17 protein-coding genes and 1 tRNA gene are annotated in these 21,152 nt (G+C 71.3%); 6 read left to right on the plus strand and 12 right to left on the minus strand.

Annotation, left to right across the window (positions count from 1 at the left end):
* Nucleotides 1-70: 70 nt before the first annotated feature.
* The 4 genes from ACH4C6_RS14425 to ACH4C6_RS14440 form a co-directional block, all read right to left on the minus strand.
* Nucleotides 71-913, minus strand: a complete 843-nt coding sequence (locus tag ACH4C6_RS14425) for an MBL fold metallo-hydrolase (protein ID WP_398108896.1) — start codon at nt 911-913, stop codon at nt 71-73.
* Nucleotides 910-1,788: an NUDIX hydrolase gene (locus ACH4C6_RS14430; RefSeq protein ID WP_398108897.1), complete on the minus strand. Its 879-nt coding sequence runs from the start codon at nt 1,786-1,788 to the stop codon at nt 910-912. Before ACH4C6_RS14430 ends, ACH4C6_RS14425 begins: the two co-directional genes overlap by 4 nt.
* Nucleotides 1,789-1,869: 81 nt before the next feature.
* Nucleotides 1,870-2,331, minus strand: a complete 462-nt coding sequence (locus tag ACH4C6_RS14435; RefSeq protein WP_398108898.1) for a RidA family protein — start codon at nt 2,329-2,331, stop codon at nt 1,870-1,872.
* Entirely contained in the window at nt 2,331-2,489 is a 159-nt protein-coding gene (locus tag ACH4C6_RS14440) for a DUF4177 domain-containing protein (protein WP_003991873.1), read from the minus strand. The genes ACH4C6_RS14435 and ACH4C6_RS14440 overlap by 1 nt, the downstream gene beginning before the upstream one ends.
* Nucleotides 2,490-2,606: 117 nt before the next feature.
* Between ACH4C6_RS14440 and ACH4C6_RS14445 the strand changes: the two genes are divergently transcribed.
* Both ACH4C6_RS14445 and ACH4C6_RS14450 read left to right on the plus strand, forming a co-directional pair.
* Nucleotides 2,607-3,584, plus strand: a complete 978-nt coding sequence (locus ACH4C6_RS14445; RefSeq protein ID WP_398108899.1) for an ArsA family ATPase — start codon at nt 2,607-2,609, stop codon at nt 3,582-3,584.
* Nucleotides 3,585-3,706: 122 nt separating this feature from the next.
* On the plus strand, nt 3,707-5,176 hold the full coding sequence (locus ACH4C6_RS14450) for an ArsA family ATPase (protein WP_398108900.1): 1,470 nt from the start codon (nt 3,707-3,709) through the stop codon (nt 5,174-5,176).
* Between the two features lie 218 nt (nt 5,177-5,394).
* Here ACH4C6_RS14450 and wblA read toward each other — a convergent pair whose 3' ends face one another.
* Complete coding sequence (gene wblA / locus ACH4C6_RS14455) at nt 5,395-5,733, minus strand: transcriptional regulator WblA (protein ID WP_333932195.1); 339 nt, start codon at nt 5,731-5,733, stop codon at nt 5,395-5,397.
* Between the two features lie 406 nt (nt 5,734-6,139).
* Here wblA and ACH4C6_RS14460 point away from each other — a divergent pair, with 406 nt between their 5' ends.
* The gene (locus ACH4C6_RS14460) at nt 6,140-8,449 is read left to right on the plus strand and encodes a transglycosylase domain-containing protein (protein ID WP_398108901.1); all 2,310 of its coding nucleotides are present in this window, start codon (nt 6,140-6,142) and stop codon (nt 8,447-8,449) included.
* A 154-nt stretch (nt 8,450-8,603) separates the two neighbouring features.
* On the opposite strand, the gene ACH4C6_RS14465 is transcribed toward ACH4C6_RS14460, so the two are convergent.
* Nucleotides 8,604-9,068, minus strand: a complete 465-nt coding sequence (locus tag ACH4C6_RS14465; RefSeq protein WP_376328139.1) for a GatB/YqeY domain-containing protein — start codon at nt 9,066-9,068, stop codon at nt 8,604-8,606.
* 155 nt (nt 9,069-9,223) lie between these two features.
* Between ACH4C6_RS14465 and ACH4C6_RS14470 the strand changes: the two genes are divergently transcribed.
* The 3 genes from ACH4C6_RS14470 (at nt 9,224) to ACH4C6_RS14480 (ending at nt 11,184) form a co-directional block, all read left to right on the plus strand.
* On the plus strand, nt 9,224-10,162 hold the full coding sequence (locus ACH4C6_RS14470) for a metallophosphoesterase (protein WP_398108902.1): 939 nt from the start codon (nt 9,224-9,226) through the stop codon (nt 10,160-10,162).
* Nucleotides 10,163-10,289: 127 nt separating this feature from the next.
* A complete protein-coding gene (locus ACH4C6_RS14475) occupies nt 10,290-11,063 on the plus strand; it encodes a Pr6Pr family membrane protein (protein ID WP_398108903.1) in 774 nt (257 codons plus the stop codon).
* Between the two features lie 47 nt (nt 11,064-11,110).
* Nucleotides 11,111-11,184, plus strand: a tRNA-Pro gene (locus ACH4C6_RS14480).
* Nucleotides 11,185-11,258: 74 nt separating this feature from the next.
* Here ACH4C6_RS14480 and ACH4C6_RS14485 read toward each other — a convergent pair.
* The 6 genes from ACH4C6_RS14485 to ACH4C6_RS14510 form a co-directional block, all read right to left on the minus strand.
* Entirely contained in the window at nt 11,259-12,506 is a 1,248-nt protein-coding gene (locus tag ACH4C6_RS14485) for a hypothetical protein (protein WP_398108904.1), read from the minus strand.
* On the minus strand, nt 12,503-14,014 hold the full coding sequence (locus ACH4C6_RS14490) for a class I SAM-dependent DNA methyltransferase (RefSeq protein WP_398108905.1): 1,512 nt from the start codon (nt 14,012-14,014) through the stop codon (nt 12,503-12,505). The genes ACH4C6_RS14485 and ACH4C6_RS14490 overlap by 4 nt, the downstream gene beginning before the upstream one ends.
* Nucleotides 14,015-14,016: 2 nt before the next feature.
* Nucleotides 14,017-14,202, minus strand: a complete 186-nt coding sequence (locus ACH4C6_RS14495; protein ID WP_359788739.1) for a hypothetical protein — start codon at nt 14,200-14,202, stop codon at nt 14,017-14,019.
* A gap of 255 nt (nt 14,203-14,457) precedes the next feature.
* A complete protein-coding gene (locus ACH4C6_RS14500) occupies nt 14,458-18,084 on the minus strand; it encodes an ATP-binding domain-containing protein (RefSeq protein WP_398108906.1) in 3,627 nt (1,208 codons plus the stop codon).
* Between the two features lie 94 nt (nt 18,085-18,178).
* Nucleotides 18,179-18,598 carry a hypothetical protein gene (locus ACH4C6_RS14505; RefSeq protein ID WP_398108907.1) on the minus strand — a complete coding sequence of 140 codons (420 nt, stop codon included), beginning with the start codon at nt 18,596-18,598 and terminating at the stop codon, nt 18,179-18,181.
* Nucleotides 18,595-21,096: an AAA family ATPase gene (locus ACH4C6_RS14510; protein ID WP_398108908.1), complete on the minus strand. Its 2,502-nt coding sequence runs from the start codon at nt 21,094-21,096 to the stop codon at nt 18,595-18,597. Before ACH4C6_RS14510 ends, ACH4C6_RS14505 begins: the two co-directional genes overlap by 4 nt.
* Nucleotides 21,097-21,152 lie beyond the last annotated feature (56 nt).

Genomic DNA, 21,152 nt, shown 5'->3' on the forward strand with positions numbered 1-21,152 from the left:
TGCACGGACGAGGCCCGACGTCGTGTCACGGGGCGGTGCGGGCGTCCCGGGGGAGGCTCTGCCCGGGCTCCTAGCCGGGGCGCTGGATGAGGCCGTGTTCCTCCAGGTACTCCAGCTGGGCGCGGACGGACAGTTCCGCCGCCGGCCACAGGGAGCGGTCCACGTCCGCGTAGACGTGGGCGACCACCGCGGACGGGGTGCGGTGGCCGTCCTCCACGGCCGTCTCCACCTGGGCGAGGCGCGTGGCGCGGTGGGCGAGGTAGTACTCGACGGCGCCCTGGGCGTCCTCCAGGACCGGGCCGTGGCCCGGCAGCACCGTGTGGACGCCGTCGTCGACGGTGAGGGACCTCAGGCGGCGCAGGGAGTCCAGGTAGTCGCCCAGGCGGCCGTCGGGGTGGGCCACGACAGTCGTGCCGCGGCCGAGGACGGTGTCGCCGGTCAGGACCGCCCCGTCGGCGGGGAGGTGGAAGGACAGGGAGTCGGCGGTGTGCCCGGGCGTCGGCACGACCCGCAGTTCGAGACCGCCGGTGGTGATCACGTCTCCGGCGGACAGTCCCTCGTCGCCGAGGCGCAGGGCCGGATCGAGGGCCCGCACGCGGGTGCCGGTCAGTTCGGCGAAGCGGGCCGCGCCCTCCGCGTGGTCCGGGTGGCCGTGCGTCAGCAGCGTGAGGGCGACGCGCTTGCCCGCCTCCCCGGCCGTGGCGACGACCCGGCGCAGGTGCCCGTCGTCCAGCGGTCCCGGATCGACCACGACGGCCAGATCCGAGCCGGGCTCGGACAGGATCCAGGTGTTGGTGCCGTCCAGGGTCATCGCCGACGCGTTGGGCGCCAGGACGTTGACGGCCCGCGCGGTGGCGGGCCCGGACAGGACCCCGCCGCGGGGCTGGCCGGGCAGGGCTGCGGCGTCCGTCATGCGCTGGCTCCACCGGTCGGGGACGTCGGAACGTGCTTGGTGAACTCGTCGTGTCCCGGCCAGGAGAGCACGATCTCCCCGTCCACCAGGCGCGCGGTGGCCAGCACCGGCGTCAGGTCGCGCTCCGGTGCGGCCGCGAGGGCCTCTGCGGCCGTGCCGTACGCCGTCAGCTGGCGCAGGGTCGCGATCGTCGGCGGCATCATCAGCAGCTCGCCCTCGTCGTACCGGGCCGCCGCGTCGCTCGGGGCGATCCACACCGTGCGGTCGGCCTCCGTGGAGGCGTTGCGCGTGCGCTGCCCCTCGGGGAGCGCGGCCACGAAGAACCAGGTGTCGTAGCGCCGGGACTCGAACTCCGGGGTGATCCAGCGGGTCCACGCGCCGAGCAGGTCCGAGCGCAGGACGAGGCCGCGGCGGTCGAGGAACTCCGCGAACGACAGCTCCCGGGCGACCAGGGCGGCGCGGTCGGCCTCCCAGTCGGCGCCGGTGGTGTCGCCGACGACCGCGTCGGGCGCCGGACCGGCGAGCAGCACGCCCGCCTCCTCGTACGTCTCGCGGACGGCCGCGCAGACGATCGCCTGGGCCTCCGCCTCGCCGACGCCGAGCCGCCGGGCCCACCACGCGCGCGTGGGACCCGACCAGCGGACCTGGTGGTCGTCGTCGCGCGGGTCCACACCGCCGCCCGGGTACGCGTACGCGCCCCCGGCGAAGGCCATGGAGGCGCGTCGGCGCAGCATGTGGACGGCGGGGCCGCTGCCCGTGTCCTTGAGGAGCATGACGGTGGCCGCGCGTTTCGGGGTCACCGGAGTGAGGGTCCCCGCCGCGAGGGCGCGGATGCGGTCCGGCCACTCCGCGGGGTACCACTGACCGTTCGCCATGGGCGCGAGGCTATCCCGTGACGGCCGGATGTTCGAGTGGCCCCCGGGTACGGATCGCGCAGCTCGCAGGGGTGCGGGCTGCTACGCGAGCTCCACCTGGATCTCGACCTCGACCGGGGCGTCCAGGGGCAGCACGGCCACGCCGACGGCGCTGCGCGCGTGCACGCCCTTGTCGCCGAGGACCTCGCCGAGCAGCTCGCTCGCGCCGTTGAGCACCGCGGGCTGGCCCGTGAAGTCCGCGGCGGAGGCCACGAACCCGACGACCTTCACCACGCGCGCGATGCGGTCCAGGTCGCCGGCGACGGACTTGACGGCGGCCAGGGCGTTCAGCGCACACGTGCGTGCCAGCTCCTTGGCCTCCTCCGCGGTGACCTCGGCGCCGACCTTGCCGGTGACCGGGAGCCTGCCGTCCACCATGGGCAGCTGGCCCGCGGTGTAGACGTACGGGCCGGACTGCACGGCAGGCTGGTACGCCGCCAGCGGCGGGACCACGTCGGGCAGGGTCAGGCCCAGCTCGGCGAGCTTCGCCTCGACGGCGCCCACTACTGCTTCTCCCGCTTCAGGTAGGCCACGAGCTGCTCGGGGTTGTTCGGCCCGGGCACGACCTGGACGAGCTCCCAGCCGTCCTCGCCCCAGGTGTCCAGGATCTGCTTCGTGGCGTGGACGAGCAGCGGCACGGTTGCGTATTCCCACTTGGTCATGCGGCCGACTTTAGCCCGTGTCCGGACGGGCCAGGGCCGCGGTCCCGGGGCGACCCCGCCACCCGTTGTCCACAGCCTGCCGCGTAGCGCGGGCGCGGACTGGTTAGGCTCGAATACGTGAGCAGGCTCCAGGTCGTCAGCGGCAAGGGCGGTACCGGCAAGACCACGGTGGCCGCTGCCCTAGCGCTGGCCCTCGCCACGGAAGGGAAGCGGACGCTTCTCGTCGAGGTCGAGGGCCGCCAGGGCATCGCGCAGCTCTTCGAAACGGAAGCGCTGCCTTATGAGGAGCGGAAGATCGCCGTCGCTCCCGGGGGCGGGGAGGTGTACGCCCTCGCCATCGACCCCGAACAGGCCCTGCTGGACTACCTCCAGATGTTCTACAAGCTGGGCAGCGCGGGACGGGCCCTGAAGAAGCTCGGCGCGATCGACTTCGCCACCACCATCGCGCCCGGCCTGCGGGACGTCCTGCTGACCGGCAAGGCGTGCGAGGCCGTGCGCCGCAAGGAGCGCAGCGGCCGCTTCACCTACGACTACGTGGTCATGGACGCCCCGCCGACCGGCCGCATCACCCGCTTCCTGAACGTCAACGACGAGGTCGCCGGACTCGCCAAGATCGGCCCGATACACAATCAGGCGCAGGCGGTGATGCGGGTGCTGAAGTCGCCGGAGACGGCGGTGCACCTGGTGACGCTGCTGGAGGAGATGCCCGTCCAGGAGACCGCGGACGGCATCGCCGAGCTGCGTTCGGCCCGGCTGCCGGTGGGGCGGGTCATCGTCAACATGGTCCGCCCGGAGGTGCTGGACGCGGCCGACCTGGAACTCGTGGGGGCCGTGGCGCGTTCCACCGTCGCGCGGTCGCTGTCGTCGGCGGGACTCGGCGGGGCGCGGCGCGGGGGGCACGCCGAGCGGCTGGTGGACCCGCTGCTCGCCCAGGCCGGGGAGTACGCCGAGCGGTACACGCTGGAGCAGGAGCAGCGCGCGGTCCTCGCCGAGCTGGGCCTGCCGCTGCACGAACTGCCGCTGTTCGCCGAGGGCATGGACCTGGCGGGGCTGTACGCCCTGGCGCGCGAGCTGCGCGAGCAGGGCGTGTCATGAGCGGCGGCGCACGGTCGAGGGACGCACGGTCCAGGGGCGCGCGGTCCAGGGGCGCGCGGTCCAGGGCCGCGGTCCAGGGGCACACGGTCGAGGTCGGTCACGAGCGGGAAGCAGGGGATGAAATGAGTCGTCCGGACCCGGCCCACACGCACGACCAGGCCCGTCACCGCCTCGCCCCCGCCCGCCCGCTGGACGTCGATCCGCTGCTCGAGGACCCGCGGACCCGGATCGTGGTCTGCTGCGGCTCGGGCGGGGTCGGCAAGACCACGACCGCGGCGGCGCTGGGGCTGCGCGCGGCGGAGCGGGGCCGCAAGGTCGTCGTCCTGACCATCGACCCGGCCCGCCGGCTGGCCCAGTCCATGGGCATCGACTCCCTGGACAACACCCCGCGCCGGGTGAAGGGCATCGACGACTCCGCGGGCGGCGAGCTGCACGCGATGATGCTGGACATGAAGCGCACCTTCGACGAGATCGTCGAGGCGCACGCGGACCGCGAGCGGGCGGCCGCGATCCTGAACAACCCCTTCTACCAGTCGCTCTCGGCAGGCTTCGCGGGCACGCAGGAGTACATGGCGATGGAGAAGCTCGGGCAGCTGCGCGCCCGGGACGAGTGGGACCTCATCGTCGTCGACACCCCGCCCTCGCGTTCGGCGCTGGACTTCCTGGACGCGCCGAAGCGGCTCGGGTCGTTCCTGGACGGGCGGCTGATCCGGCTGCTGACGGCTCCGGCGAAGCTGGGCGGCCGGGCCGGCATGAAGTTCCTGAACGTCGGAATGTCCATGATGACCGGCACCCTGGGCAAGCTGCTCGGCGGTCAGCTCCTGAAGGACGTCCAGACGTTCGTCTCCGCGATGGACACGACGTTCGGCGGTTTCCGCACCCGCGCGGACGCGACGTACAAGCTGCTTCAGGCGCCCGGTACGGCGTTCCTCGTGGTCGCGGCCCCGGAGCGGGACGCGTTGCGCGAGGCCGCCTACTTCGTGGAGCGGCTGGCCGCGGAGGACATGCCGCTCGCCGGGCTGGTGCTCAACCGGGTCCACGGCAGCGGCGCCGACGGGCTGTCGGCCGAGCGGGCGCTCGCCGCCGCGGAAAATCTTGAAGAGGCTCGCATTGTGGATCAGGGGGGCGGGAAAGCACTACTTCGTAACTCCCCCGACGCACAGGACAGTTCAGACTCTCCCGCGCCCGGAACCCCAGAACGTGACGCCGCCCCGGCTCCCGAGCCCGGCTCCCCCGCCGAGAACACCGAGAACACCGAGAACACCGAGAACACCGAGGGTGGCGACGACAGCGGAACCGTCGAGGACGCCGCGCAGGACGAGCGGGCCGTCGACCGGCTCACCGCAGGCCTGCTGAGGCTGCACGCGGACCGGATGCAGCTGCTCTCCCGCGAGCAGCGCACGCGTGACCGCTTCGCCGCGCTCCACCCCGAGGTGGCCGTGACGGAGGTGGCGGCGCTGCCGGGTGACGTGCACGACCTCGCGGGACTGCGGGAGATCGGCGACCGGCTCGCGGCAGGCGAGCGGGAACTGCCCGACCCGGCCGCGGCGACCGGAACGGAGTCGGACGACCCGCCCGAGGCGACTGCCTGAGGCCGGCACCGCCGGCACTGCGGCACCCCGCCGGCACCGCCGACGCCCGGGTGGACCGAAAAACGGCTGTGAGAGGCCAGTGGCGTCGAAGGGCGCCGGGCCCCGTGCCGCCGGGTGGCGCTGCTCCATGGCCGGCTGGCGTGGCGGAATCGTCCGCGACCGGTGGCGCGGGCCCCGTGAAGGGCCCTCGACCTCCGGCGGCTCCCGGCGGGAGCCGCTCAGCTCACCGCCGCGTAGTTCTCGTAGACCTCGTCGTCGTCGAGGGGGAGGACACCGCACCCCCGCTCGTACTCCGTACGCGCCGTCTCCAGCAGCCGGCGCCAGGAGGTCACGGTAGGTCGCCTGCGCAGCAGTGCGCGGCGCTCCCGCTCCGTCATGCCTCCCCACACGCCGAATTCCACGCGGTTGTCCAGCGCGTCGGCCAGGCACTCCGTGCGCACCGGGCATCCGGTGCACACCGCCTTGGCCCTGTTCTGCGCTGCTCCCTGAACGAACAGTTCATCCGGATCGGTAGTGCGGCAGGCCGCCTGCGCACTCCAGTCGGTTACCCAGCCCATACCGGCGCCGTCCTCTCCCGAATCGAGGCTCCCCCACGGCGGCAGCGGCATATTCACCGCCGCCAGTTGAGGACGTTACGGAAGGTGGGCACAGCGCAACACCCCCTTCGGGCCCAATCTTGAATGGCCCGAACGGACTATGGGTAAGCGGCAGATCACCCGGGGGAGTGAGCTGGCGACATACGCAACTTTCCCGTCAAAACGGGACAGTTCAGTTGCGTCACAAGGGACGCCGTATGACACACAAGGCGGATTCGGACACGCCCCCACCAGAAAGTCGGGAACATCCGGAACGATTCGGGGTCGCCGGACGTATTGATACGTGACTTCGCTGCTGTGACAGTTGAGAGCAGCTTAGGCCAAGGCATATACGCCTGTCCGGCGAATGAGAACGTAGGCTGCCCTCATGCCAAACAAGCGCTCGGGCGGTGGTCTGTCTCCCACGCAGCAGGCCGCCAAGTTCCTCGGTGTCAGTGTCCTGGCGGGGGCGGTGCTGGCCGGTCTCGCGCTGCCCGCGGTGGGCGCGCTGGGGCTGGCGGCGAAGGGATCCGTCGAGAGCTTCGACGAGCTCCCGGCCAACATGAAGACCCCGCCGCTGAGCCAGCGCACCACCATCCTCGACGCCGAGGGCGGCCCGATCGCCACGGTCTACTCGCGCGACCGCACGGTGGTCCCCCTCAAGGACGTGTCGCCGTCCATGCAGAAGGCGATCGTCGCGATCGAGGACTCGCGCTTCTACCAGCACGGCGCAGTCGACCTCAAGGGCGTCCTGCGCGCCCTCAACAAGAACGCGCAGGCCGGCGGCGTCTCCGAGGGCGCCTCCACGCTGACGCAGCAGTACGTGAAGAACGTCTTCATCGAGGAGGCCGGCAACGACCCGACCAAGGTCGCCGAAGCCACCCAGCAGACCATCGGCCGCAAGATCCGCGAGCTCAAGTACGCGATCCAGGTCGAGGAGGAGCTGGGCAAGAAGAAGATCCTCGAGAACTACCTGAACATCACGTTCTTCGGCCAGCAGGCCTACGGCATCGAGGCCGCGTCCCGGCGCTACTTCTCCAAGCCCGCCAAGGACCTGAAGCTGAAGGAGTCGGCCCTGCTGGCCGGCATCGTCCAGTCGCCCAGCCGGTACGACCCGGTCAACGACGAGGCGGAGGCCACCAAGCGGCGCAACATCGTGCTGCGGCGCATGGCCGAGGTGGGCGACATCTCCGGCGCGCAGGCCGCCAAGGCCATGGAGGCACCGCTCGGGCTGAAGGTCAGCAAGCCCAAGAACGGCTGCATCACGGCCGTGAAGGGCGGCGGCTTCTTCTGCGACTACGTGCGCGAGGTCTTCCTGACCGACCCGGTCTTCGGCAAGACGAGGAAGCAGCGCGCGAAGGTCTGGAACCAGGGCGGCCTCACCATCCGCACCACCCTGGACCCGCAGGCCCAGGACGCGGCGCAGAACTCCATCCGGGACCACGTCTACAAGAGCGACGAGGTGGCCACGGCCGCCACGGTGGTCCAGCCGGGCACCGGCAAGATCCTCGCCATGGGCCAGTCGCGTCCGTACGGCTTCAAGAAGAACGAGACGCAGATCAACCTCTCCGTCGACCAGGCGATGGGCGGCGGCATGGGCTACCAGCCCGGTTCGACGTTCAAGCCGATCGTGGCGGCGGCTGCGCTCGAGGACGGGATGCCGGCGAACAAGGTGTACTCCTCGCCGTACCAGATGCCGTACCCGAGCCCCGTCTCGGCCTGCGACGGCAAGCAGTGGATGAACGACACCGGCAACCCGGCCCGGCTCGAGAACGAGAACGAGTCGGAGGTCGGCCCGTACGACATGCGCGAGGCGACCGCCAAGTCGGTCAACACCTACTACGTGCAGATGATCAGCGACATCGGCATCTGCCCGGTGACGACGATGGCGAAGAAGATGGGCGTCCAGCGCGCCGACGGCGACAAGATGCCGCAGGTGCCGTCCATCGCCCTCGGCACCCAGGAGATGTCCCCGCTGACCATGGCGAACGGCTACGCGACCTTCGCCTCGCGCGGCATGCACTGCACGCCGATCGCCATCGAGGCGGTCAGCCGGCGGATCGGTGACAAGACGAAGTCCCTCCCGGTGCCGAAGTCGACGTGCTCGCGCGCGATGTCCGAGAAGACCGCCGACACGATCAACGCGCTGCTCAAGGGCGTGGTCGAGGACGGCACCGGCTCCAAGGCGGGCCTCGGCGGCCGTCCCAGCGCGGGCAAGACCGGTACGACGGACGAGCGGTACGCGGCCTGGTTCGTGGGCTACACGCCGAACATGGCCGGCGCGGTGTGGGTCGGCGACCCGGCGCACAAGCGCAAGATGACCGGCATCACCATCGGCGGCCGGTCCTACGGCAAGGTCTTCGGTGGCGAGGTGCCCGGTCCGATCTGGCGCGACATGATGTCCGGCGCGCTGGCGGGCAAGCCGGTCGAGAACTTCAACGACGTCCACATCCCCGGCGGCGTCGACCGTGACCGGGACCGGGACCGCGGGGACGACGGCGGTGGCCGTGACGACGGCGGGAACGGTGACGGCAACGGCGGGAACGACGGCCTCATCGGCGGTCTGTTCGGGGGCAACAACAACGGCGGAGGCGGCGGCGACAACCCCTTCCCGACGCCTTCGTTCTCCCTCCCGGAGGGCCTCTTCCGCGGCCAGGGCAACGGTGGAGGCAACGGCAACGGAGGCGGCTTCCGCTGACGCGGGCGGCTTTCGCCGGGCGCTGACATGAGCGCGGCCCCCTCTCCACCCGGTGGTGGAAAGGGGGCCGCGTCGCGTACGGCGTCGGCGTCGACGTGGGCGTCTGGCGTCGGCGTCTGGCGTTGACGTCTGGCGTCTGGCGTCTGGCGTCGGCTCAGCCGGCGAGGAGCTTCTTCACCACGGCGGCGACGCGGCCGCCCTCGGCCTGACCGGCCACCTTCGGGTTCACGATCTTCATGACCGCGCCCATGGCCCGCGGCCCCTCCGCACCGGCCGCCTTGGCCTCCTCGACGGCCTGCGCCACGATCCGCTGGAGCTCGTCGTCGGACAGCTGCTGCGGCAGGTAACCGGCGAGGACCTCGCCCTCCGCCTTCTCCCGCTCGGCCTGCTCGGGACGACCGCCCTGCGCGAAGGCCTCGGCGGCCTCGCGCCGCTTCTTCGCCTCGCGGGTGATCACCTTCTGGACCTCGTCGTCGGAGAGCTCGCGCTTCTCCTTGCCCGCGACCTCCTCCTTGGTGATCGCGGCGAGCGTCAGCCGGAGCGTCGAGGAGCGGAGCTCGTCGCGCTCCTTGATCGCGGCGTTGAGGTCATCCTGCAGCTTCGACTTGAGCGTGGTCATGCGGTGATTGTCGCAGGTGCGCGACGAAGGGCGCCCTCGATTTAGCGGCCGTACCGGGGCCCCGCCCGGCGACGGCACCGCAAGGGCCCGTACCGGCAGGCCATTTCACCCACCGCCGTACCCGGCCCGCCTCCGCGGTCTGACACGATGGGCGTATGCGCGCGCGATACGGAGTCCCCCTGGGAATCGCGGCGGCTGGCGCCGCCGGTCTGTTGTACGCCGCGGGCTTCGAGGCCCGCTCCTTCCGCCTCCGCCGGGTCACCGTCCCGGTCCTGCCCCCGGGGATGCGCCCCCTGCGTGTGCTCCAGGTCTCCGACATCCACATGGTCGGCGGGCAGCGCAAGAAGCAGCGCTGGCTGCGCTCCCTGGCCGGTCTGCGCCCGGACTTCGTGATCAACACGGGTGACAACCTGTCCGACCCCGAGGGCGTCCCCGAGGTCCTGGACGCGCTCGGCCCGCTGATGGAGTTCCCCGGCGCGTACGTCTTCGGCTCCAACGACTACTACGGCCCCAAGCTGCGCAACCCGGCCCTCTACCTGAAGGAGAAGGCCCAGGGCCGCCACGGCCTGAACGGCAACGCGCCCGCCGTGGGTGTGGTGCACAACCCGTGGGAGGACCTGCGGGACGGTTTCGACGCGGCGGGCTGGCTCAACCTCACCAACACCCGCGGCGAGCTCAAGCTCGAGGGCGCGACGGTGGAGCTGACGGGTCTGGACGACCCGCACATCAAGCGGGACCGCTACGCGCGCGTGGCCGGCGGCCCGTCCGACTCGGCCGACTTCTCGATGGGCGTGGTGCACGCCCCGTACCTGCGCAGCCTGGACGCCTTCACGGCCGACGCGTACCCGCTGATCCTCGCCGGCCACACCCACGGCGGGCAGCTGTGCATCCCCTTCTACGGCGCCCTGGTCACCAACTGCGACCTGGACACGGACCGGGTGAAGGGCCTGTCCACGCACACGGCCGACGGGCACACGTCGTACCTGCACGTCTCGGCCGGCTGCGGGACGAACCGCTACACCCCCGTACGGTTCGCGTGCCCGCCGGAGGCGACGCTGCTGACGCTGGTCGGACGGGACCAGGGCAGGCGGTAGCGGGCCGGAGCAGGCGGTAGCGGGCCGGAGCAGGCGGTAGCGGGCCGGAGCGCGGCCCCGGACCGGGGATCACCCACTCAGCTCCGCCCACATAGCCCCTTATGTCCGGTTCTGTCACCGTGAGGGCATGACAGCCCCGATACCCAGGGACATACCGGACCTCCCCGCGATTCCGGGCAAGCCCGCGCTGAAGCCGACGCCCGTGCCCGCCACGGCCGTCGTCACCCCGGTCCGCCGCCCCGCGGCCGCGGCGTTCCGCCTCCTGGTCGCCGCCGCGGCGGCCGGGGCCGTGACGCTGGAGCTGCTCCTCGGCGACGCATCCCGTGCTCTCGGGCTCTTCGTCGTCCAGAGCAACATCCTGCTGGCCCTGGTCATGATCCTGTCGGCCCGGCGCGCCTGGACGGCGAGCCGCCCGCTGCCGGGCGGTCTCCTGGGCGCGACGCTGCTCTACGTGGTGATCGCTGCGGCGGTGCACCACCTGCTCCTGGCGAACGACGCGAGCCCCTTCGCCCTCACCGGCGAGGCGGCGGCCGAGCCGAGCGGCCGGCGGGCGGTCTCCCAGGCCGTGCTGCACACCGTGACCCCCGTCCTGGCGGTACTGGACTGGCTCCTGCTCACGGCCCCGGGCCGCCTGCACCTGCGCCAGGCCAGCACGTGGCTGCTGTACCCCCTGGCGTACCTGGCCTTCTGCCTGGTCCGGGGAGAGCTGCTCCTGCCGGGCAGCACCGACCAGTACCTCTACCCCTTCCTGGACGTCGCCCAGGACGGCTACAAGAAGGTCTTCGGCAACGCCCTGCTCCTGGGCCTGTCCTTCTACGCGCTGGCAGTCCTGCTGGTGGGGCTGGACCACGCCCGCCCGAACCCCATGCGCCACCGCGGCAAAACCGGATTTCGTCTCTAGCCACCGGTGGGCTAAAGTAAACGACGTCGCCGCGACAGCAGCGACATCGGGGTGTAGCGCAGCTTGGCAGCGCGCTTCGTTCGGGACGAAGAGGTCGTGGGTTCAAATCCCGCCACCCCGACAGTGAAGTACCAGGTCAGGGGCCTGATCCGCGCAGCGGGTCTGGCCCCTGAGTGGTTACTGGCCGTTTTTGCCTCAGCGGGCTACGTCGGTTCGCGCTGCATGCCCGGCGTCTGGCACGGAGCCTGTTGATCCCGCCAGTCGATCCGCCGCTGGCGAGAGGGCACTCAGCAGCGTCACGAGAGTCTCGTTCAGGGACGCGTTCTCCGCGACCCGCTGCTGCGCTACCTGGTGCATCGGCCGAGCCACGCGGTGAAACTCTCGCCGCACGTCGGCCGCGGGCCAGGCCACGTCGAGCCGCGAGAATGCTCGCTTCGTGATCTCACGCGCCTGCCTGCCCTGGGCGGCCCTGGAAAGTTCCCGACTCCGGAGCCGGAGCTCATGCAGGAGCCACCAGCTGTTCTCGGGGTCGCCGGGATGTATCGCCAGTACGCCGCGTCCGGCGACGACAGGCCGCAGGGTCACGGCAGCGCGCATTCCGTCCGGTCGAGTGGCGATCAGGATGGTCCCCGGTTCGCAGATGTCGCCCGGCACAGCAAGACCTTGGCGTTCTGTGCCATCGAGGTACGGCAGGCGCGTGTTCAGGATGTCTGACGGCGCCACCCAGTTGCAGGTGACGCCGTCCTCAGGAGCAGGAGACGGCGCCGCCCTGCCGGTCGACGCACGCGTAACCCGGCCGAACTCGCACGTCGGCCATGACGTGCGGTACCGATTCAATGTGGCGTAGTGAGCGTCTGCCAAGGCGACCGCATCGGCCGCGATGGACAGATTGAGTCTCGTCTTGTCCTCGATCAGAGTGACCAGTTCATGGAGCTTCTCGATCCGTTCCAGTGGTGGAACGGCCACCGGCATTTTCCTCAGTGCGTCGATGCTGAGGGTCGGCTCGACGTGAGCGGAGACGTGCTGCTGGATCCATGCCTGGGCCCGACGAGTCCTGAGCCAGATGCGCAACCACCGTGTGATGTGCCGTTCCTTCGACCTGACGATGCCGACACTGCGGGTAGCCACCCAGCCCTCGTGCTCCTCGGTGACCAGGGCCGCGTCGCCGACCCGGCGCACGAGCACGACGACCAGGTCGTCGCGCCGCATGGTCGCCCGCGTGTTCCGCTGCATGACACCGCCTTCGCAGCCGGGCTGATCCGTGGTGATGCGGCCATCGCGGACGTCTCCGGCCCGTACCACTCCCTGATGGCCGGGCAGCCCTCGGTCGTTGATCCCGTACGTCACGAAGAGGTCTTCGGCGAGGTCCTCCAGCCTTGCGGTCGTCCATGCCTCCGGCCGTTCGGACTGACCGATGTGGTGCGTGGCGAGATCGTCCCTCACAGTTCGTCCAAGAGGCGCCGCAGGTCCCGTTCCAGTGCGTGCGACTTCTCGAACTTGCCGTAGAGATCCCATTTGAGTTCCTCCACACGCTCGCGCGCTGCCGTGTGTTCGTCGGCTGGTTCCAAGGCATGGACCACAGGCAGGAGGACGTGCCCAGCGTCCGCAACTTCCGCTGTGGAGAGCGAGGTGCACCAGCCGGGATCGTTCTCGTACCTGGCCGGCGCCTCACCTTGCATGGTGGGGGCGCCCCTCCAAGCGGACAGGGTGTGCAGAACGCGGCCGACCCCGTCAGCGGCAAGACGGCGCTGCCGGGAGCCGGACATAGTCTCGTACGCGGTGCGGGCGTTGACGAACAGGATCTGCTTGCGACGGTCCGCGGCCCCCCAGCCCTGGTGAGGGCTCTTGTCCCGGTTCAGCAGCCACAGGCAGCAGGAGATACGTACGTGAGGGAAGAGGCCGGGTGGGAGTGCGACGACGCACTCGACGAGGTCTTCTCGGACCAGGCGCTCACGGATGCGCTGCTCTGAGGGGCGCAGTCCGGTGGCCGCCCCGTCGGCCATCAGGACGGAGGCCCTTCCCTGCGGGGCAAGTGCGTGGGCGATGTGCAGGATCCACGCGTGGTTCGCGTTGTCCCGCGGGGGGACCGTGCCCGTCCAGCGTGGATCGTCGCCACGTGGAGGGGCGGCGGACCAGTCCGACAGATTGAACGGCGGATTGGCCATCACGATGTCGTACGAGTCACTCGTCGGCTGGGCGAGACTGTCCGTGGGGGAACCCACATCGGCCCGGATGCCACGCGCGGCGAGGTTCAACCGCGCGATCTGCAACGTGTCAGCGCGAAGGTCCCGGCCCGTCAGCAGCAGGTTCGGCTGCAGGCCGGTCCGTTCCCGCACGTAGCGCTCCGCGTCGGCCAGGAGCCCCGCCGATCCACACACCGGGTCGAGCACACGGTGTCCGTTCTGCGGCGCGACAGCTTCCACCATGAGACGCACGATGTCACTCGGGGTGAAGTAGTGGCCTCCCGTGGCCTGCGCGGCGGACAGTTCCTCCAGGCACTGTTCCAGTAGCTCCACCACTCGGTCGGCCTGGTCGATCTCTGTGATCAGAGTCCGCAGATGGTCATCGACCGTCGAGGGAAGAGGGGGTACGAAGTTCTGGTCCGTATCGCCGTTCTCCGTGCGAAGCACGGGCGCCAGCCATGTGCTCACACAACGCCATACGTGAGGCCCGAGCGGCGAGGGTTTCGCGGCCTGGTCGACGAGCCAGCGCCATGACGGCAGTTCGCCACTGACTCGCCCCTCACCGTGGCCCTCCCCCGCTCGGGGGAAGCCGTCCTGCGCCTTGTTCCTCACGTAGATCAGGCCGAGGACGATCCGGCAGGCATTCTGCGTGTTCATTCGAACGGCCAGGCTCTTCACCAGCCGCCGGACCCGGAACGACATCCCGCTCCCCCCGACCGGCGGAACTCCGAGCGCCGGCGTCGCGCTGCGCACAGGCTGCTGATCCACAGTCACACCAACCCCAGCGTCGAGAGGAAGAGGAGCGCGAGCGTGAAGGTGGCAGCGAAGGAAGCGGCACCTGCTTGGAGCGCCCCCGTCATAGGCGCGCCGCCTGCCTTCTTCACGATCCCTCCCACCAAGGCGACGATCACGGCCAGGAGAAATGCCACGCTCGCGAGTAGCAGCTTCCGTTCCATCCCAACTCCCCATTCTTTCCCGGGCCTGCACCACGGACGCTGCCCGTGGTGGTCCTGCGCACCGGCTCCATCGTCACGTTCCACCAGAACCGTAAGAGCCCGGAGGGAAGTAGGCCCTAGAGCACGCCGTTTGGGATTTCTCTAGGCGCGCACGCAGGTTAGCCCCTGAGGACATGGAGCACCAAGTTTGGGTTTCCAGCGCAGTGTTGGCCTCGACGGCGCGGTGATGCGGCTCCCGAGCCGTCCGCTCGGGGCTCAGTCCGGAAGGTGCAGGGCGATTAGCGAGTCCGGTCCTTCCCACCCGTCCGCGGTCCTCCAGACGGTTCCCACTCCGAAGACTCCTCGGAGCGCGCCCGCTGCCCAGCCCTCCGCCGGCGGCTCGGAGAGGACCAGGAACCGGTGATCGATGGCACGGGACTCGAGGTGCTCGACCTCCATGAGACGGGCCGCGCCTGCGCGCAGGTCGGCGTAGGTCGAACGGTCCGCGCCGAGCACTTCGTAGAGGAAGAGGCCCTTCGGACCGTCCACGATCACGTCGGCCGCCGGTGAGTCCGAAGGACGCAAGCCGGCCCTCAGGAGGGCGGCCTTCAGCTCGTAGCGCACGGCTTCGTGGGTGTTGCACTCTCTGTCGGCCTCCGCCCCGAGCGCCAGTTCGCGTGAGAGGGCCTCATCAAGGGTCGGCTGCGCGGTGGGCTCGTGTGCGGAGATGTCCGTAGGAGCGGCAAGGTCCATCGAAGGGATGTCTTTCTGCTCGTGTGTCGTCTGGCGTCCCGGCGGCGACACCGGGCCCGTCCGGGGCTTTCGGTCACGCTCGGCTGCGTCCAGTTGTGTGAGCCCGCAGCCATGCGGTGGCGTGGGTACGGGGTCAGGTGTGGTGTCCGTTTCGGGGGGTGGCTCGCCGTCGAACCGCCGGGACAGCTCCTCTCGGGCCTGAGCCAGGGGACCAGCCCAGTGGTCGAATGCCGGGTCGGCCGCCAGGGCCGTGTGCACGTCGGGAGTTCCCGAGGTGACCGCCTGACGTGTGCGCTGGGCGAGGTCCGCCAGGGCGCTGAGACGGTCGCGGTCCGCGGAGCCCAGCAGACGCCATACGCTGAGCCAGTCGACCCGGTCGCGGCGCAGGCACCGGTTGGCCATGCCCTTCAGCTCCGAGAGGCGGTCCGTGGTCCCGGGCGGGACCGTGCCGCCGCCCTCGACGATGTCCTGGAGTGCGCCGAGGGCTCCCAGGTACCGCGGTGCCATCCGGGCACTGATGGGCTTGCGGCCGAAGTCACCGGCCGCGACGAGGCTCACCGGCCCCTCGTTCCGCGTCACCCAGGTGTCCAGCCGGACGCCCGCCTTGGGTGCGGGCTCCCCGTGCCGGGTCACGAGCAGCAGGGTGCGCGCGGTCGCCGGAGCAAGAGCCTTGACCTTCCAGTGGGCCCCCGGCCCCGGGCCGGCCACGCGCACCTTGACCGGCGTACCGATCGGCAGCTCCTTGGCAGCCTGAGGTGCGGCGCCGTCCGGCGTACCGGCGGCCCCCGTCGCGGAGGCCGGGCCGGATTCCGCGGGCGGGGAAGCCGGGGACGCTGAGGTGTCGTCGTCTTCGTCTGCGGTGCCCAGTTCCCGGGGCAGCGGGGTCGTGTGCAGGACGGTCAGCGTCTGAGTGCTCCGCGTCAGTGCGACGTACAGTTGCCGCAGTCCGGCCGGGCCGCGGTCGGCAATGGTCGAAGGCTCCAGGACGAGGACGTGGTCGAACTCCATGCCCTTGGCCTGTGCGGCGGGCAGGACGGAGACCGTGCGCAGCTTCTCCTCGGTCATGCCGTCCACGCGGTCCACGCGTCGGCGGACCTCGTCGAGCCAGTCGGAGTCGTCGGGTACGACGACCGCGATCGACCGCAAGGACCGCCCGTCGTCGGTGCCGACGAGCCGGGCCGTACAGGCCGTGGTCTCCTCCAGGAGGCCCCAGGGGGTCGTCGGAACGAGTCGGACCGCGTCCTCACCGGCCATCCGCACGGCGGTCGGATAGGGCAGGGAGGGCGCCACGGCACGGGCCAGGGGAGCCACGAACTCCATGATCTCCGCGGGCACCCGGTAGCTGGTGTTCAGCTCCGCCACCCGCCAGTCCCCGTGGTCCGAGAGGAGTCCGCCCAGCCGCTCCCAACTGGTGTACGTGTGCGGGCCGGTGGCCTGCGCCAGGTCGCCGAGCACCGTCATGGAGCCGGTCGGGCAGCGCCTGCGCAGTGACCTGGCCTGCATCGGGGTCAGGTCCTGGGCCTCGTCGACCACGATGTGCCGGTAGCGCTGCGGGGTCTCCCCGGCGATCAGGAAGCGCAGTTCCTCGAGGCAGACGAGGTCGTCCTGGGTCCAGGGTTCGTCGTCCGCATTGTCCGCCCTCGGTCGCCGGAGGGCGGCCTGCTCCGCTTCGTCGAGGTCGGTCGCGGCACACTCGCTCAGCCGGGTGCGGGAGTCGAGCAGGCTGCGCAGTGCCTCCTCGGGGCTCAACGAGGGCCATGTCCGCTCGACGACGGCCGTGACCTGCCGGTTGCGCTCCAGGTCGCGGCGTACGGTCCGGTCCCGGCTGCGGCGCGGGGCGATCCGTACGAGCTCGCTCAGGAGCCGGTCGACCAGCAGGGTGCGGAAGCGGTCCCTGCGCGCCCGGTACGCTCCGGCACCCTCGCGGGCGTCCTGGAGGAGGCCGAGCACCTCAGAGCGTGGGAGCCGGAGGGCCAGGCTGCCCACGGTGACGACGAAGGCCGCCTCGTCCTGGGCATGCGAGGGAGCGGATACGAGGGAGTCCAGGGCTTCCGGCCGGCACTCGCTCTCCACTCGGCGCCGCAGGACGGCCGCCATCCGTTCGTCGGACTTCACCAGCCGCGCGGCGACGGTGTCGGTGCCGCGGATCTCTCCTTCCCACAGCCGGGCCGACTGGACCGCGTTGACGTTGCTGGTGCCGAGGGTGGGCAGGACTCGGCCCACGTAGTCGAGGAAGTTCTGGTGCGGTCCGACGACCAGGATGTCCTGGGCGCGGAAGTGGTCGTTGTTGACAAGCCAGGTCACGCGGTGGAGGCCGACCGCGGACTTACCCGTTCCGGGTCCGCCCTGGATGACGAGGATGTCCGCGGGTGAGCCGGTGACCAGGGCCATCTGGTCGCGTCGGATCGTCTCGACGATGTCCCGCATCCGGCCGCTGCGTGACCTGCGCAGCTCCTGGAGCAGGAAGTCGTCGACCGGTTGGGGCTTCCTGCGCTGCCTGCGGGCGACGTCACGTGGCGACGGAGCGGGCCAGGGCGGTACGGACTGCTCCTCGCCGGTCCGGTCGTCGTCTGCCACGTCCGGTGCTGTGGGGCTGTGCGGGGCGGCTTCCGGTGCGGCGGTGCCGACGGCGGTCGTTTCCGGTACGGGCGTCTCACGCTCGGGCGCCGGCGCCTCGGCCCGTGACTCACCGGTCTGCGGTGCTCGGGCTCGCGTGATCTCGTCGCGGTAGTCCTCGACCGTGCGCTCGACGCAGCGCAGCTGCCGCCGCAGCAGCACCTCGCCGGGTGTTTCCGGCAGTGCGTTGTGCCAGCGTACGGCGAGCGGGGTCGTCCAGTTGACGACCACCTGGTCCCGGTTCTCGGGGTCGAACACCGGGCGACGTCCGACGTAGAACGTCTCCGGCTCCTCGTCCCCCGGGTCCTGAACGTCGACCCGGCTGATGACCAGGGCCTCTCCCCCGAGTCCGCCGTAACTCTCCGCCGACGCCTCCGCGCCTTTGCGGGCCGCGATGCTGTCCTTGCCGCTCGCACAGGCCGTCGCCGCCGTCTGTCCGGTCAGTTCCGCGAGCCGTGCCTCGTAGCAGTCGTAGGCGCGGTCGACGGCCTTCTGTTCCACGGCGATGGCCGCGGCTCGTGATGTCGTACTCACGTGTGTTCCCCTCCCGCAGCGCTGTGCGCGCTGTCGCGGGCCAAGGCCCGCCTCCCCTGGTACAGAAGTAGCAGAGAACGGTGCTCGGACCGCCTCAAACGGACAACAAGGTGACCACCGCGACCACTTCGGTGCGCCAGGCGCGTACCTGGTCCTCGGTCGGTCCGATCTCGTACTGGTGGTAGTGGCAGCCCAGGCAGAGCCGGCACCACACGGCCTTGGCGCGGCGGGCCGTCTCCGGCTCGGCGCAGCTGCGCAGCCAGAGGAACGCGGCCCGCTTGGTGCCCGAGCGGATGGCGCGCGGAGCGTTGCGGGCGGCGAGGTGGTCGGCGACCGCGCTCTCCAGCGCGGCCCGCAGGGCGAAGGCGGCACCGCGGTGCCTGCTCACCGCCGTGGCGGCGAGCACGGTGAGCGGAGCGGCTTCGACCCTGGCGCCGGGGGCCGGGAAGGTCCCGGCCCCGGCTCCGAGGAGCAGGTCGGCGGCGTCGATCAGCTGACGGGTGGTCGTGTTCACTGGGTGGTCTCCTCCGGCTTGCGCACGGTCTGGGCGACGGCTTCGACGTCCCTCACGAAGCGGAGGGGGTCGGGCATCGTGGTACCGGACGGGTGCGCGCCCTCCTGGCACTGGCGGACGAGGCCCACCGCCTCGGATCCGCACCGCCTGCGCAGCTCGCCGTAGACGTCCGCCGCCCCCTTCGACGCGTCGCCGAAGAGCCCCAGGGCAGCGATGTCCAGGAGCGTCACGGCGGCCGCGACGGTCTTCTCGGCCTCGGGCTCGGTCAGTCCGGCGCGGTGCAGCCGCAGCCAGGCGGCCTCGGAGAAGGCCCGCTCCAGGACGGTGCGGCACAGGCTGGGCAGTACGTGGGTCATGACGGCCGGCGGAAGGTCCGGCGTGCGGGCGAGGGCGCGCGCGTCGGCGAGCGCCTGGCCGATCGGATCGGTCACTCGCCGCACGGTCACCGCCGACCGCGCCTCCCGTTCCACCTCCAGGACCGTCACCGGGAACTCCTGGTGGGTGAAGGCCCGCTGGAGCCGCGTGTCATGGGTGAAGACCACGACCTGACGGGTCTCTCCGAGGTCGTGGAGGACCTTCGCGAGGCCGTGCACCTTCGCGGGGTCCATGGACTGTACGGGATCGTCGATGACGACGAACCCGAACGGGCTGTCGGGCGCGGCGGCGCGCGGCAGGAAGAGCGAGAGCGCGAGGGAGTGCAGTTCGCCCTGGCTCATGACGCCGAGGGCCGCCGCCTCCGTACCGTCCACCGACACGTCCATCGCGAGCTTGCGTACGGCGGCCTTCTCGCTGCCGGTCAGCCGGACGGAACGCAGGTCGACGCTGCTCTGCTGGCGCAGTTCCTCCCAGATCCGCTGCGAGTGGTCCTCGAAGGGCCGCAGCCGTTCCGCGCGCAGCTCGGCACCTGCCTCCTTGAGCCACTTGCGAGCCGCCCTGACCTGGCGCAGCCGGGGCTTGCCGGCGTGGGCGGTGCGGGCCCGGTCGAGCCAGGCGGCGAGGCGGGTGACACAGCGCCGCCACTCCTCGTCGAGCTTCTCCAGCTCGCGGGCGGCCTCCTCCCGCAGGACGGCGCAGGCGTCGGCGAGGACGAGGGCGGCGGTTTCGGCGCGGGCGGCGAGCCGTTCGGCGTCGTCGATCGCACGGCAGGCCGCCCATTCCTCCCACGGGTCGACCAGCGGGGCGGGCAGCCAGGCGGGGGCCCGCCTGACGAGGTAGCGGACGGCGTCCACCGCGTCGCGCAGCTCGCTGCGGGCCTGCTGCGCGGTGGCCGCCTCCCGCCGCAGGACCGTCACCTGTTCTGCGGCCCGCTCGGCCCATGCGTCGTCGAGGGGCCGGTCGGACCCGCACACCGGGCAGGTGTCCTCGTCAGTGTGCCGACGGCTGTGCTCCAGGGCCTGGGCCAGCAGTTCGGCGCGCTGATGAGCGTCCTCGGCGCCCGAGGCGCGCACGTCGTCGAGTACGGCGACGGCCTCACGCAGCCGGTCCACGGCCGCCCCGACGGCGCCGAGGTCGGGACCTGCCAGCTCGACGGTCGCGCGCAGCTCACGGAGGCGGTCGTCGTCCGTGTCGGGCAGTCCGCTCACGAGGGCGTCCAGCGCGTTGAAGTCGGGAGCGCCGGTGCGGTCGACGGCCGCGAGCGCCCGCCTGGCCCGATCGTCGTCCAGCGCGGAGAGCGCCTCGACGAGGGCGGGCAGTTCCGTCTCGGCCGTCTTCACCGCCGAGTTCAGCGCCTTCTCCTCGGCCTGGAGCCGCGCGTCGGCGGCCGTCAGCTCGCCGAGTCCCAGGATGGAGGCGACCGAGTCGTACAGCTCGCTGGGCTTGCCGCTGATCACCTTGTCGAGGTCGGAGTACGACAGGAAGGGGCGGTGGTCGTTCAGCGCCCCCTGCCAGCCGGCGTCCTCGAAGGGACGCCGGCCGTGGCCCGGCCGCCTGAACTCGACATCGGGCGCCGTGACATCGTCGCCCTGCCAGGTACAGGTGAGCGTCGACAGCCGGGGGTCGCCGGCGATGGCGAGGCGGACCTCGACCTTCGGGTCGGCTCCGTCGTGCAGGTTGCGCCAGTGTCGGCGCCACACCTCGCCGCGCTGCTTGTCGAGACGGGCGGTACGTCCGGTGAACGCCGTCTCGACGCCCTCGGCGAAGCTGGACTTCCCCGAGCCGTTACGCCCCACCACGAGGGTGACACCGGGCTTCGCGCCCAGCGGCAGACGCGCCTTCCGGCCGATACCGCGAAAGCCGCTGATGCTGATGGATTCCAGGAAGACCCGGTGGTCCGGGTGCGGGCCGACGGCCGAGTCGGCGCCGGTCCCCGCGCTGTCCAGCGCGTCGCGGATCAGCTCCCGGGCCGCCTCGGAGAGGGTGGACGCTTCGAGACGCTCGGCCAGCCGGGAGAGCGTCGGGGAGCCTCCGGTGCCGGGGCCAGTGCCCTGGGTGCCGGGGACTCGCCCGGCCTGCTCGCCCTGCTCCGGGGGCTGGTTGTGCTCGAGGGGTTCCGTCATGGTGCTCTCCGCCCTTCCGTGGTCCGTTCCGACGGCTCTGCTGAGCCCGGGTTGAC

Source organism: Streptomyces sp. NPDC017943, assembly GCF_044328425.1.
GTDB lineage: Bacteria > Actinomycetota > Actinomycetes > Streptomycetales > Streptomycetaceae > Streptomyces > Streptomyces djakartensis_A.